The sequence below is a fragment of the Streptacidiphilus melanogenes genome (genome assembly GCF_000787835.1).
In the GTDB taxonomy this organism is placed as follows: Bacteria; Actinomycetota; Actinomycetes; order Streptomycetales; family Streptomycetaceae; genus Streptacidiphilus; species Streptacidiphilus melanogenes.
The window spans coordinates 1-13,148 of sequence record NZ_BBPP01000086.1; the positions used below are offsets into that span (position 1 = coordinate 1).

The 13,148-nt window shown below is 72.1% G+C and carries 11 protein-coding genes, 1 tRNA gene and 1 pseudogene; 10 read left to right on the plus strand and 3 right to left on the minus strand.

The window, feature by feature from the left end:
* The 3 genes from TR49_RS38750 to TR49_RS46205 form a co-directional block, all read left to right on the plus strand.
* Positions 1–933 (plus strand): DUF4139 domain-containing protein (locus tag TR49_RS38750; protein WP_042390996.1); only part of this gene is annotated, 933 nt, incomplete at its 5' end.
* Entirely contained in the window at positions 930–2,642 is a 1,713-nt protein-coding gene (locus TR49_RS38755; protein WP_084725853.1) for a mucoidy inhibitor MuiA family protein, read from the plus strand. The genes TR49_RS38750 and TR49_RS38755, both read left to right, overlap by 4 nt.
* 94 nt (positions 2,643–2,736) lie before the next feature.
* Positions 2,737–3,342: a prepilin peptidase gene (locus TR49_RS46205; protein WP_052434989.1), complete on the plus strand. Its 606-nt coding sequence runs from the start codon at positions 2,737–2,739 to the stop codon at positions 3,340–3,342.
* A gap of 11 nt (positions 3,343–3,353) precedes the next feature.
* On the opposite strand, the pseudogene TR49_RS42255 reads toward TR49_RS46205, so the two are convergent.
* The 3 genes and pseudogenes from TR49_RS42255 to TR49_RS38775 all read right to left on the minus strand — a co-directional run.
* Positions 3,354–3,819, minus strand: a pseudogene (locus TR49_RS42255) (Uma2 family endonuclease); the annotation flags it as partial.
* 109 nt (positions 3,820–3,928) lie between these two features.
* The gene (locus TR49_RS38770) at positions 3,929–4,525 is read right to left on the minus strand and encodes a DUF6368 family protein (protein ID WP_042390998.1); all 597 of its coding nucleotides are present in this window, start codon (positions 4,523–4,525) and stop codon (positions 3,929–3,931) included.
* Between the two features lie 287 nt (positions 4,526–4,812).
* Positions 4,813–4,887, minus strand: a tRNA-Arg gene (locus tag TR49_RS38775).
* 142 nt (positions 4,888–5,029) lie between these two features.
* Between TR49_RS38775 and TR49_RS38780 the strand changes: the two genes are divergently transcribed.
* From TR49_RS38780 to TR49_RS38810, 7 genes are all read left to right on the plus strand, one after another.
* On the plus strand, positions 5,030–5,461 hold the full coding sequence (locus TR49_RS38780; RefSeq protein ID WP_042391000.1) for a response regulator: 432 nt from the start codon (positions 5,030–5,032) through the stop codon (positions 5,459–5,461).
* A 101-nt stretch (positions 5,462–5,562) separates the two neighbouring features.
* Positions 5,563–7,224, plus strand: coding sequence for an arginine--tRNA ligase (gene argS / locus TR49_RS38785; RefSeq protein ID WP_042391003.1), 1,662 nt, complete (start codon positions 5,563–5,565; stop codon positions 7,222–7,224).
* A gap of 72 nt (positions 7,225–7,296) precedes the next feature.
* Positions 7,297–8,694, plus strand: a complete 1,398-nt coding sequence (gene lysA / locus TR49_RS38790; RefSeq protein ID WP_042391005.1) for a diaminopimelate decarboxylase — start codon at positions 7,297–7,299, stop codon at positions 8,692–8,694.
* A gap of 177 nt (positions 8,695–8,871) precedes the next feature.
* Positions 8,872–10,164 (plus strand): homoserine dehydrogenase, encoded by a 1,293-nt coding sequence (locus tag TR49_RS38795; protein ID WP_042391008.1) that lies wholly within the window; start codon positions 8,872–8,874, stop codon positions 10,162–10,164.
* Between the two features lie 6 nt (positions 10,165–10,170).
* Positions 10,171–11,247, plus strand: a complete 1,077-nt coding sequence (thrC, locus tag TR49_RS38800) for a threonine synthase (protein WP_042391009.1) — start codon at positions 10,171–10,173, stop codon at positions 11,245–11,247.
* A gap of 303 nt (positions 11,248–11,550) precedes the next feature.
* Positions 11,551–12,504 carry a homoserine kinase gene (gene thrB / locus TR49_RS38805; RefSeq protein WP_042391011.1) on the plus strand — a complete coding sequence of 318 codons (954 nt, stop codon included), beginning with the start codon at positions 11,551–11,553 and terminating at the stop codon, positions 12,502–12,504.
* Positions 12,505–12,933: 429 nt separating this feature from the next.
* On the plus strand, positions 12,934–13,148 hold a 215-nt coding region (locus TR49_RS38810), incomplete at its 3' end, for a Rho termination factor N-terminal domain-containing protein (RefSeq protein ID WP_042391013.1).

A 13,148-nucleotide genomic window follows, 5' to 3' on the forward strand; every position in this document is an offset into this window, starting at 1 on the left:
ATGCCGCAGGCGCCACTCGGTGGGGCGGTCGCACCGGGCGGGCCTCCGCCCGCCGTACCGGCGCCGCCCGCGCCGGAGCCCGCCCTCCAGGACCCTGCGCTCAAGGACTACGCCGGGCTCGTCCTCGGCGGGCCCGACGCCGTCCCCGCCGCGCGCGGGTGGCTCGCGCCCGAGGATGCGGACCTACAACCGGCTCTCGAGGGTGAGTACCGCCGCCGTGCCGGGGCGGTCGCGGGGCTCGCGCTGCCGCCGCACGCGATGTCCGTGCGGCACGCGTCCGGCTCCTTCGCCTACCGGTTCGACGCCGCCGCGCCCGTCGACGTCCCGGCCGACGGGCGCTGGCACAGCGTGCCCGTCGACGACTTCCCGGTCGGGCTGACGCCGTGGCACCTGTGCGTCCCGGCCCTCGACCCCGCCGTCTACGCGGCGGTCGAGCTGGCCAACACCAGCCCGCACGCGCTGCTCGCCGGGCCCGCGGACATCCTGGTCGACGGCGAGTACACGTCGACGGTGGCCATGCCGGCGCTGGCGCCGGGACAGAGCCGCCGCATCGGGATCGGCGTCGAGGAGGGCGTCCGGGTCGCGCGGCGGGTCCGGACCACCGAGTCGACCTCCTCCGGTCTGCGCGGCGCGACGACGGTCGTGGCGCAGACCGTCGAGATCGAGGTCGCCAACCGGCTCGGCCGCGAGGTCTCGCTGGAACTGCTCGAACGCGTCCCGGTCAGCGACGACAAGGACGTGCGGATCGAGGACGCGCCCGCGACCCCACCGTGGACGGTCGTCCCGCCCGAGGAGGACGAGCAGCGCCGTCGTGGCCTGCGCCGCTGGCGGCTCGTCGTCGAGGCGGGCGGCAGCACGACGCTGACGGCAGGTCACCAGCTCCGCCTCCCGGCCGGCAAGGCCGTCGTCGGCGGGAACCGGAGGGACGCATGAGCCACGACGACGCGCGGCAGCCCGGCGCGCAGCCCGACCTGCCGCCGAGCTCGGTGTCCCCACCGCCGTCCGATGCGCCCTCTGTGCCGTCGTCCGTGCCGTCGTCCGAGCTGCTGCCGCTGCCCGTCACCTCGGCGACCCTGCTGGAGGACCGCGCCGAGCTGACCCGTACCCACCGTCTCGGCGCGGTCCCGGCCGGTGTGCACCGGCTGCGCCTCGGCCCGGTCACCCCGCTGGTCGTGGACCACTCGCTGCGCGGCGAGCTCACCGGCGTGGCGGGCGGGCGCGTGCTCGACCTGCGGGTCGTCCGTCGCTGGACCCCGCAACCGCCCACGGCGGTCACGGGTGGCCCTCGGGAGGACGCCTCCGCGACCGAGCGGCAGGTGCACGAGCTCTCCGAGCGGCTGCGTCGCGCCGACCTGGAGGTCGACCGCCGCGTCGGCCGCGTCGCCGTGCTGGAGCAACTGCTCGGCGATCTGCACCGCGCCATCGCCGAGGGGGCGGGAGCCGGTGAGGCCCGGCCGGACGCCTGGGCCGAGGAGTCGGACCGCGCCGAGGCGGCCCACGAGGAGCACGCGGAGGCCCTGCGCGACGCCCGCTTCCGGCGCGGGCGGCTCAAGGAACAGCTGATCCGGGCCCAACAGGCCTGGGAGGAGGCCGAGTCCCGCCCGATGGTGCTCAGCGCCCACATCGAGGCGTCGGTCGAGATTCCGGCGGCATCGGGAGACGGCGCCCGGCTGGACATCCGGCACCTCACCCCCTGCGCCCTGTGGCGGCCCGCCTACCGCGCGACGCTGGAGGAGGACGGGCCGGAGCAGCCGCGCCTGCTGCTGGAACGCGACGCCTTCATCTGGCAGCGCACCGGCGAGCCCTGGCAGGACGTCCACGTCACCCTCTCCACCGCCCGCCCCGCCCGCGCGGCCGAACCGCCGTACCTCGCCCCGGACGTGATCACGCTGCGCGAGCGCAGTGGCGAGGAGCGCCGCACGGTCGAGGTGGACCTGCGCGAGGTCGAGATCCCGGACGTCGGCCCGGCCGAACTCGCTCCGCAGGCCGTCCTGTCGGTCCTTCCCGGCGTCGACGACGGCGGCGAGGCGAGGAGTCTGACCGTCCCGCAGCCGCTCTCGGTCCCGAGCGACGGGCGCGCCCACCGTGTCGCCCTGGGCGGCGCGACCGCCGCCGCGTCCGTCGAGCTGAGCTGCGCACCGGAGTTGGCCCCGGTGGTGGTGCGCACCGTCCGCTTCCGCCACACCTCCGTCGAGCCGCTGCTGTCCGGTCCCGTCGACCTGGTCCGGCGCGGCGGCTTCGTGGGCCGCGCCGAACTGCGGTTCACCGCGCCGGGCGCGACGGCCGAGATCGGGTTCGGCAGCGAGGACACCTTCCGCGCTGCCCGCTCGGTCACCGAGACCCGCGAGACCGGCGCGCTCACCGGCCGCTCGGTCCGTGGCCGCGAGGTCGGCGTCACCCTCTCCCGCTTCGCCCCGCCGGACGCGGGACCGGTCCGCGTGGTGGTCCGCGAGCGCATCCCGGTCTCGGAGGTGTCGGGCGTCGAGATCCGCGTCGACAAGGAGCGCACCGCCCCGCCGCCCGACGCCGTCGACGCGGACGGCATCGTCCGCTGGGAGCTCACCCTCGCCCCGGACGAACGCCGCACGCTGCTGCTCCGCTACGACATCGTCGCCGGTCGCGGGGTCACCCTCCCGGACTGACTTCCCGGAAGCGGACACATTCGCTCATCCGTTGCGCCAGGATGAACCCGCTCGACCAGACCGACCGTCGACCTCCTCGGTGACCGGAGCGCCCATGCCCGAGACGCCGTCCGTCCCCGACCCGGCCGCCGAGCCGCGCCCTCGCCTGCTCGGGCTCTTCCCGGCGGCCGACGCCGAGACCCGCGCCGCGCTGCGCCGCGACGCACTGCCCATCGCGCTCGCCGCGCCGGCCGTGGTCGTCGCCCTCGCGGCGCGCGGCGGGTTCACCCTGCTCCTCCCGGCGCACGCGGCCTTCGCCGTACTCGCGTCCGCCCTCACCGCCCTGGACCTCCGCCTCCGCCGCCTCCCGGACGCGTTGACCTTCCCCGCCTACCCCGTCCTCCTCGCCCTCCTCGCCCTCCCGGGCGACGGCCCCGCCCTCCTCCGCTCCCTCCTCGCCGCCCTCGCCCTGACGGCCGGCTACTACGCCCTCGCCTTCTTCGGCGGCGCCGGCTTCGGCGACGTCAAGGCCGCCGCCACCGTCGGCCTGGTCCTCGGCTACACGGGCTGGCGCGCCGTCCTCGTCGGCACCGTCTACGCCTCCCTCCTCGCCGCGGCCTGGGCCGTCGCCCTCCTCCTCACCCGCCGCGCCTCCCGTCGCACCCAGATCCCCTTCGGGCCCTTCATGATGTCCGGCGCGATTCTGGCGCTGCTGCTCTGAGTCGGCGTCATGCTTCCTTGGCGGCGCGGCGTGATCGTGGCGAGGTCGAGATCCACCGAAAACGGCACGGAGGTCTTGAGGCGGTCGTGGAAGACTCCCGTCGGCGCGTACACGCGGGTGGCGGGTTCCAGCTCGAAGACGCAGGCGACGGCCCGGCCCTCGTCGTTCTCCACTCGCCAGTAGTGCGCGATTCCGGCCCTGGCGTATTTCGTCGGCTTGGTCTCCCGATCCCGGGAGGTGGACTCGGGGGAGACGACCTCAACGGCCAGAATCACCGAGCTGACGCTCGAAGAAGCTCACAGCGCGAGCGTGGAAAACGGTCTGCGGACTCGCGAAGACGAGGCTCCCGTCGATCAGCTCCGTGTGCGGGGGCAGATTGGGAAGCCGGTCGAGGTCGTCGGCGGTCCAGCCGCCCTCGGTCGGGATCGGCCAGCTGGGCCCGGAGGCCTCGGGCAGGACGCTCTTCGGTGCTCCCACGGGACGGAGTCTCGCCGTTGTCTCCAGCGTACCGACGGGAATTCGGCGGCGATCGCACCAACGCGTGAACCCGCCGCAGCGTCGTTGACTCCTCGAAGAAGGCGGGTCTTCAGAAGAGTCGGAAATCCGGATGCCTCATCCACCCTTGCAGGAATGCGCGGTCGCCGACATGACTGAACCAGTCGCCGTCCGTCGTCCGGTAGGGCATCTCCCACAGCCGCCCCGGGAGCCCTGCCAGCAGAGCCCTGGCCTGCGACAGTCGGGCTTCCTCTTCGGCCTCGCCGAGGGGTGCGTAGGAGGTGTGGTAGCCAAGCACACCGCCGAAGTCGATGAGCGCGTCCTCGCCGTAGCGGTCGGCCAGGTGGACGGCCAGGCCGGCCACGAGCAGATGGTTGTCACGACCGGAGACGATCGTGTAGATCGAGAAGGCCGAGGCCGCGGGTCGAGGGAGCCCGGGGAAGCCCAGTTGCCGGTACTCCTCAAGGAACTCGTCCGGCTCGTCCTCGATCCAGAAGCCGCACGCCCTGGACCCGTCAAGGCCCGCCAACCCGATCGCCGCAGGTTCCCGGAGCCGTGCAGCAAGCCCGGGGCGCCGGTCGTCCGTCCTGCCGTACGGCGTGACGTCGCAGCAGCTCTCAAGCCACGGCAGGGCCTCATGGCACGACCGAACTGTGGGCAGCCACAGGCTGATCGAGGGCGCGCTCACAAGAGATCACCGCCTCCGGGTCGTACGCAGGCATGGTGCTCCGCGGCGTGGCCTGGCCGCCTGACTCCAGCCATCCCTTCGCCTGCACGGCGCGCCAGTTACGGGAACGGAGAACGCATGCTCCTCCGGCGCAGCCCCGGCCGGATCGCCGAACGCGTGGTGTGCCGGTCTCCTCGTACTGGAATCCGGCGCGGAAGCGGTGCGGGGCTGATCCGGCCTCAGAAACACGTAAGGCCCCGGCTGGCGAGTCATCCTCGCTGGCCTGGGCCTCTGGCATTCGGTAGTACTGGTGCCCCCGGTAGGATTCGAACCTACGCACCCGCCTCCGGAGGGCGGTGCTCTATCCCCTGAGCTACGGGGGCGCACTGTCTTGCGACGTGGAGAACACTACCAGTCCGGACCCCCTGCTCGTGCACGGGGTTTCTGGGAAGGTCTCCTCACCGGTTCCGGCGGAAGTCGGTAAAACGGGGACGGAGGGTGGTTCCTCCGCATACCCTCAGTGATGTGTCAGGCGAGTCGGGGCGGGTGCTCGTTGTCGATGACAGCGCGGTGATCCGTCAGCTGATCAGGGTGAACCTGGAGCTCGAGGGCTTTGAGGTGGTGACCGCCGCGGACGGGGCCGAGTGTCTGGACGTCGTACAGGCCGTGGCGCCGGATGTGGTCACGCTGGATGTGGTGATGCCCCGGCTGGACGGGTTGCGGACGGCGGCGCAGTTGCGGGCCGATCCGCGGACGAGCCATCTGCCGATAGCGATCGTGAGCGCCTGTACGCAGTTGGATCTTGAGCGTGGGGAGTCCGTCGGGGTCGACGGGTATCTGGCGAAGCCGTTCGAGCCGATGGATCTCGTGGCGCTGGTGCGCCGGCTCGCCGCCGGGAGGGTCGTGCGCGAGGCGGACGGCCGAGCCGGGAGCGTTCGCCCACGGCGAACGCAGTGAGGGGCGGCGCGTCCCGCGAGTCGGAGCTGCCGTCGGGACGATGCGTCTCGGACGGCAGAACGGATGCCAGGGTTGGGGCCGCTCTCGCCTAGGCTTGGCCCGTGACACCCGCAGAGCTCTCCCAGGCAGTCCAGGCCGCAGTCAGCGCCGCCGTCGAGGCGGGCGAGCTGACCGTCGCCGTCCCCGAGACGGTGAACGTCGAGCGTCCCAAGAACCGCGACCACGGCGACTACGCCGTCAACGTCGCGCTCCAGCTGGCCAAGGCCGCCGGCAAGCCGCCGCGACAGGTGGCCGAGCTGGTCGCCGCGCGACTGCGAGAGCTGCCCGGGATCGCGAAGATCGACATCGCGGGGCCGGGCTTCCTGAACATCACCCTCGACGCCGCCACGCAGGGTGAGCTCGCCCGGACCATCGTCACGGCCGGCGACCAGTACGGCCACGGCGACGCCTTCCACGGTCAGAAGATCAACCTCGAGTTCGTCTCCGCCAACCCGACCGGTCCGATCCACATCGGCGGCGTCCGGTGGGCAGCCGTCGGCGACTCGCTCGCGCGCATCCTGCGCGCCTGCGGCGCCGACGTGACGACCGAGTACTACATCAACGACGCCGGCGTGCAGATCTCCAAGTTCGGCACGTCGCTCCAGGCCGCCGCGAACGGCAGGCCCGTCCCCGAGGACGGCTACGTCGGCGAGTACATCAACGACATCGCCGCGGAGATCGTCAAGCAGAACCCGGGGATCCTGGGCGAGAGCGAGGACGACCAGCTCGCCAGGTTCCGCGCCGAGGGCCTGCGCCTGATGGTCGCCGAGATCCAGCGCTCCATGGAGGAGTTCGGCGTCCACTTCGACGTCTGGTTCTCCGAGAAGTCGCTGCACGACTCCGGCGCCGTCGAGAAGGCGGTCGAGCGGCTGCGCGAGCAGGGCCACGTCTACGACCAGGACGGTGCCGTCTGGCTGCGCACCACCGACTTCGGCGACGACAAGGACCGCGTCCTGATCAAGGCCGACGGCGACACCACCTACTTCGCCTCGGACGCCGCGTACTACCTGAACAAGCGCGACCGCGGCAACGACGTCAACGTCTACATGCTCGGCGCCGACCACCACGGCTACGTCGGCCGCCTCAAGGCCATCGTGGCGTGCGCGGGTGACGACCCGTCGCACAACATCGAGGTGCTGATCGGGCAGTTCGTGAAGATGCTCAAGGACGGCGAAGAGGTTCGCATGTCCAAGCGCGCCGGCAACATCATCACCATCGACGACGTCGTCGACTGGGTCGGCGTCGACGCGGCGCGCTACTCGCTCGCCCGCGTCCCCACCGACTCCACCCTCACGCTCGACATCGACGTGCTGACCAGCCAGTCCAAGGACAACCCGGTCTTCTACGTCCAGTACGCGCACGCCCGCATGTCGTCCATCGCCCGCAACGCGGCCGAGCTGGGCATCGACCGGGGCGCGGCCGAGGACTTCAAGCCCGAACTGCTGAGCACCCCCTGGGAGAACCAGCTGCTCGGGCAGCTCGGCAAGTTCCCGGGTGTGCTGGCGCAGGCCGGTGAGCTGCGCGAGGCGCACCGCGTCGCCCGCTATCTGGAGGAACTGGCCGGCGACTACCACCGCTTCTACGACAACTGCCGGATCCTGCCGCGCGGCGACGAGGAGGTCACCGACCTGACCCGCGCCCGGATGTGGCTGGCCGAGGCGACGCGGACGGTGGTCGCCAACGGCCTCGGACTGCTGGGCGTCTCCGCGCCCGAACGGATGTAGCAGTGAGCAGGGGCCCGAAGCCGCAAGGTTTCGGGCCCCTCGTGCAAGCACGCGAAGAGACAAGGCGATGAGATGAGCCGCTCCGCCCACCCGGCCGGTCCCCGTCACGGCGACGTGCTGCCCGAGGGCCACTACGCCGCCCCGCCCGCCGACCTCAACGTGCTCGACCCCAAGGTCTGGTCGACGACGGTCGAACGCGGCCCGGCGCACGGCGTCGTCAGCGTCGGCGGCATGGACGTGCTGTCGCTCGCCGACCGGTACGGCACACCCGCCTACATCCTCGACGAGGACGACTTCCGCGCCCGCTGCCGCGCCTGGCAGGACGCCTTCTCGCATCTGGACGCGGACGTCTACTACGCCGGCAAGGCCTTCCTGTGCCGGGCGGTCGTCCGCTGGCTGCACGAGGAGGGCCTGAGCGTCGACGTGTGCAGCGGTGGCGAGTTGACCGTCGCGCTGTCCGCCGGGATGCCGGCCGAGCGGATCGCCTTCCACGGCAACAACAAGACCCGCGCGGAGCTGGAGTACGCCGTGAAGTCTGGCGTCGGGCACGTCGTCGTGGACTCCTTCGAGGAGCTGGCCCGGCTCTCCTGGACCGCTCACGACCAGGGCGTGCGGCAGAAGATCCTGCTGCGGGTCACCGTCGGCGTGGAGGCGCACACCCACGAGTTCATCGCCACCGCCCACGAGGACCAGAAGTTCGGCTTCTCCCTCACCGGCGGCGACGCCGCCGAGGCGGTACGGCGGGCGCTGATGCTGGACGGCGTCGAGCTGGTCGGCATCCACTCGCACATCGGCTCGCAGATCTTCGACATGGCCGGCTTCGAGGTGGCGGCGCGTCGTGTCGTCGGGCTGCTCGCGCAGATCAAGGCGGAGCACGGCGTCGAGCTGGCCGAGATCGATCTGGGCGGTGGCCTCGGCATCGCCTACACGAGCGAGGACGACCCGCGCGAGCCGCACGAGATCGCGGCCGCGCTGACGCAGATCGTGAAGCGCGAGTGCGCGGCCGAGGGGCTGGCGGTGCCGCGGCTCTCGGTCGAGCCGGGCCGGGCGATCGTCGGGCCGACCGCGTTCACGCTCTACGAGGTCGGCACGGTCAAGCCGCTGGAGGGCCTGCGCACCTACGTCAGCGTCGACGGCGGCATGTCGGACAACATCCGCACCGCCCTCTACGACGCCGACTACAGCGTCTCCCTCGTCTCGCGCTCCTCGGCGGCGGAGCCGATGCTGAGCCGCGTCGTCGGCAAGCACTGCGAGTCCGGGGACATCGTCGTCCGCGACGCGTTCCTCCCGGCCGACGTGGCGCCGGGGGACCTGCTCGCGGTACCGGCCACGGGCGCCTACTGCCGCTCGATGGCCAGCAACTACAACCACGCGCTGCGCCCGCCGGTCGTCGCCGTCCGCGACGGCCAGGCGCGGGTGATCGTCCGCCGCGAGACGGAGGAGGACCTGCTCCGCCTCGACGTGGGGTGACCGCGGAACAGCAGAAGGATTTCCGGCGGCTCGGTATCGAGCAGCGGAATTTGTGTCTCAATCCGTGGAACGGCCGCAGATTCGGCGGGCCGGTCGCGGAGACTTGGGGCACAGGCTAGAAACAGCCCAACACCAGTCGTCGGCTTTTCGCCGACACCCAAGGCAGGACGGAGTCGGATGATGCGTACGCTCAAGGTGGCGCTCCTCGGTTGTGGAGTAGTTGGCTCCGAGGTGGCACGCATCATGACGACGCACGCCGCCGACCTGGAGGCGCGCATCGGCGCGCCCGTCGAGCTCGCCGGGGTGGCCGTCCGCCGGGCCGGGCGCCCGCGCCCCGGCGTGCCGGAGCACCTGATCACCACCGACGCCGAGGGTCTCGTCAAGCGGGACGACATCGACGTCGTCGTGGAGGTCGTCGGCGGCATCGAGCCGGCCCGCTCGCTGATCCTCTCGGCGTTCGAGAACGGCAAGTCCGTCGTCTCCGCCAACAAGGCCCTGCTCGCCGTCGACGGCGCCGCGCTGCACGCCGCCGCGAGCAAGGCGGGCGCGGACCTGTACTACGAGGCCGCCGTGGCCGGCGCGATCCCGCTGATCCGCCCGCTGCGCGAGTCCCTGGCGGGCGACAAGGTCACCCGCGTGCTCGGCATCGTCAACGGCACGACCAACTTCATCCTCGACAAGATGGACACCACCGGCGCGGGCTACTCCGAGGCGCTGGAGGAGGCCACCGCGCTCGGCTACGCCGAGGCCGACCCGACCGCCGACGTCGAGGGCTTCGACGCCGCCGCCAAGGCCGCGATCCTGGCCGGCATCGCCTTCCACACCCGCGTGGTCGCCGCCGACGTCTTCCGCGAGGGCATCACCGAGGTGACGGCCGCGGACATCGCCTCCGCCAAGGCCATGGGCTGTGTGGTGAAGCTGCTCGCCATCTGCGAACGGGCCAAGGACGGCGGCGAGGAGTCCGTGACCGCCCGCGTCCACCCGGCCATGATCCCGCTCAGCCACCCGCTCGCCTCCGTGCGCGGCGCCTACAACGCCGTCTTCGTCGAGGCGGAGGCCGCCGGCCAGCTGATGTTCTACGGGCCGGGCGCCGGCGGCGCGCCGACCGCGTCCGCCGTGCTCGGCGATCTGGTCGCGGTCGGCCGCAACAGGGTGGCCGGTGCGACGGGGCCGGGCGAGAGCGCGTACGCTCAGCTCACCGTCAACCCCATGGACGACGTGGTCACCCGCTACCACGTCAGTCTGGACGTCGCCGACAAGGCAGGTGTCCTCGCCCAGGTCGCCACGGTCTTCGCCGAGCACGGAGTGTCCATCGACACCGTCCGCCAGCAGGGCCGGGACGGCGACGCCTCGCTCGTCGTCGTGACGCACCGCGCCACCGACGCCGCGCTGTCCGCCACCGTCGCCGAACTGCGCACCCTTGACCACGTCCGTGGCGTGGCCAGCATCATGCGTGTCGAAGGGGAGTAACCCACTATGAGCACCACCCTCCAGCACACCCACCAGTGGCGCGGCCTCATCGAGGAGTACCGCGACCGGCTCCCGGTCACCGCATCCACGCCCGTGGTGACCCTGCTCGAGGGCGGCACGCCCCTCGTCCCGGCGCAGCTGCTCTCCGAGCGGACGGGCTGCGACGTCTACCTGAAGGTCGAGGGCGCCAACCCGACCGGGTCCTTCAAGGACCGCGGCATGACGATGGCCATCTCCAAGGCCAAGGAGGCGGGCGCGCAGGCGGTCATCTGCGCGTCCACCGGCAACACCTCCGCGTCCGCCGCGGCGTACGCGGTCCGCGCCGGCATGGTCTGCGCGGTGCTGGTGCCGCAGGGCAAGATCGCGCTGGGCAAGATGGGCCAGGCGCTGGTCCACGGCGCGAAGATCCTCCAGGTGGACGGCAACTTCGACGACTGCCTGACGCTGGCGCGGGACCTCTCCGAGAAGTACCCCGTGGCGCTGGTGAACTCGGTCAACCCGGTCCGCATCGAGGGCCAGAAGACGGCCGCCTTCGAGATCGTCGACGCGCTGGGCGACGCCCCCGACATCCACGTCCTGCCGGTCGGCAACGCGGGCAACATCACCGCCTACTGGAGGGGCTACAAGGAGTACGCGAAGGACGGCCTCGCGACGAGGACGCCGCGCATGTTCGGCTTCCAGGCGTCGGGCTCCGCGCCCATCGTCGACGGTGCGCCGGTGCTCAGCCCGCAGACGATCGCGACCGCGATCCGGATCGGCAACCCCGCCTCCTGGGAGTACGCGATCGCGGCCCGCGAGGAGTCCGGCGGCCTCATCGACAAGGTGACGGACCGGCAGATCCTTTCCGCGTACCGCCTGTTGGCGTCCCGCGAGGGCGTCTTCGTCGAGCCGGCCTCGGCCGCGTCCGTCGCGGGCCTGCTCCAGGCGCACGAGCGGGGCCTGATCGACCCGGGCCAGCGCATCGTCTGCACGGTCACCGGCAACGGCCTCAAGGACCCGGACTGGGCGGTCATGGGCGCCCCGAAGCCCAGCCCCGTCCCGATCGACGCCACCGCCGCCGCCGAGCGCCTCGGCCTGGCGTAAGCCAGGAGCGGCGCGGGGAACTGCGCGGCAAGCCACCCTGTGTGGTGAGTCGCCGGACGCGCAGGGCCATCCGCACGGGGTGGTTCCCGCGCAGTTCCCCGCGCCCCTGGAGGGTGCGACTGCCTGCGGGGGCGAAGCCGACCTGCGCCCGCGCGACACCCCCGTGCGGGGGTGTACCGCTGAACAGCCCCTTTTCGCTACTCTGGCGTCATACCCCAAGCGCACGTTCCTTGATGGGTACAGGCGCGTTCGCACGTCGCGCTTGCTCCGTTGTGCCAGAAATCCCGCAGGAGAGTCCACGCAATGGCAGGTCCCGCCTTCCGCGCCGCCGCCGTACGGGTGCGGGTGCCCGCGACCAGTGCCAACCTCGGGCCGGGGTTCGACTCCTTCGGCCTCGCTCTCGGGCTCTACGACGACATCGTCGTGCGCGTCGCCGACGCGGGCCTGCACGTGGACATCGCGGGGGAGGGCGCGGACACCCTCGCCCGGGACGAGCGGCACCTCGTGGTCCGCTCGATGCGCGCCGCGTTCGAGCGGCTGGGTGGTCAGCCGCGTGGGCTGGAAGTCGTCTGCGCCAACCGGATTCCGCACGGCCGGGGGCTCGGCTCCTCCTCCGCCGCCATCTGCGCGGGCATCATGGCCGCCCGCGCGGTGACCGTCGGCGGGACCGAGGCGCTGGACCAGGCCGCGACGCTCGCCCTCGCCTCGGAGCTGGAGGGCCACCCCGACAACGTCGCCGCCTGTCTGCTCGGCGGCTTCACCATCGCGTGGACGGACGCCTTCGACGGCGACGCGGCGGTCCACGCCGCGGGCGCGGGTGCGCACGCCGTCACCGTCGTGCCGCACGCGGACGTCGTGCCGGTCGTGTTCATCCCGGCGAACCCGGTGCTCACCGAGGTCGCGCGAGGCCTGCTGCCCGCGACCGTGCCGCACGCGGACGCCGCGGCGAACGTGGCGCGCGCCGCGTTGTTCGTCGAGGCGGTCAGCCGCCGTCCCGAGCTGCTGCTGCCGGCCACCGAGGACCGGCTGCACCAGGACTACCGCACCCCGGCGATGCCGCAGAGCGCCGCGCTGGTCGCGGGCCTGCGGGCGGAGGGAATCGCCGCCGTGATCTCCGGCGCCGGACCCACGGTGCTGGCCCTGACCGACGAGAGCACCGCGGACAAGGTGCTTTCCTTCGCAGGGGAGGGCTGGGCCGCGCACCGTTTGGCACTGGACACCGAGGGAGCCGCGATCCTGCCCTTGACCCAGCAATAACGGGAGAAGGGAAGCGGGAATCCCCGGGAAAGTGGGAACACGATTGACACTCGCAGAGTGGGGGAATGTTTGTTGGGTCCAGTAGTGTTAATCTCGTGTCTGCACCAGGCGCCCAGTGCCGCCCGGTGCGCAGCGTCCCCACCTCTGGGACAGCAATTCTCCGGGAGCCCGCCACATCGCGTATGCAGCCTGCCTGCGCCACTGTGACCGCATCCCGACGCCGTGTCGGCGAAGACCGCCTTCGAGCCGTAGCCGCCACGCGCAGGGGGCCCGGACGCGTTCGTGCGCAGCGCCATTGACACATCGCACGGCCGCACGGGTTTCCAACGTTTCACCACGCAGCCACGTCCTGCCGAAGAGCGCAGGGCGGACAGCACGACCGGTCGCCGAGCCAGAAAGGCCGACGTCCGCTCCAGGGAAGGACCCTTCGTGAGCGACACCACCGATCTGATGGGCGCGCGTCCGGACGCCGAGGCGTCCGACGCCACGGCTCCCGCGCCGAAGCGCCGTCGGACCACGGGCACCGGGCTGAACAGCATGGTGCTCGCCGAGCTGCAGCAGCTCGCCTCCGGCCTCGGCATCAGCGGCACCGGCCGGATGCGCAAGAGCCAGCTGATCGAGGCCATCAAGGAGAAGAGCGGCGG

Bases quoted from the DNA above. Each gene is read 5' to 3' on its own strand.
- TR49_RS38755 (WP_084725853.1), top strand. From the start codon at position 930: ATGAGCCACGACGACGCGCGGCAGCCCGGCGCGCAGCCCGACCTGCCG.
- TR49_RS46205 (WP_052434989.1), top strand. From the start codon at position 2,737: ATGCCCGAGACGCCGTCCGTCCCCGACCCGGCCGCCGAGCCGCGCCCT.
- lysA (WP_042391005.1), top strand. From the start codon at position 7,297: ATGAGCCGCTCCGCCCACCCGGCCGGTCCCCGTCACGGCGACGTGCTG.
- TR49_RS38795 (WP_042391008.1), top strand. From the start codon at position 8,872: ATGATGCGTACGCTCAAGGTGGCGCTCCTCGGTTGTGGAGTAGTTGGC.
- thrC (WP_042391009.1), top strand. From the start codon at position 10,171: ATGAGCACCACCCTCCAGCACACCCACCAGTGGCGCGGCCTCATCGAG.
- thrB (WP_042391011.1), top strand. From the start codon at position 11,551: ATGGCAGGTCCCGCCTTCCGCGCCGCCGCCGTACGGGTGCGGGTGCCC.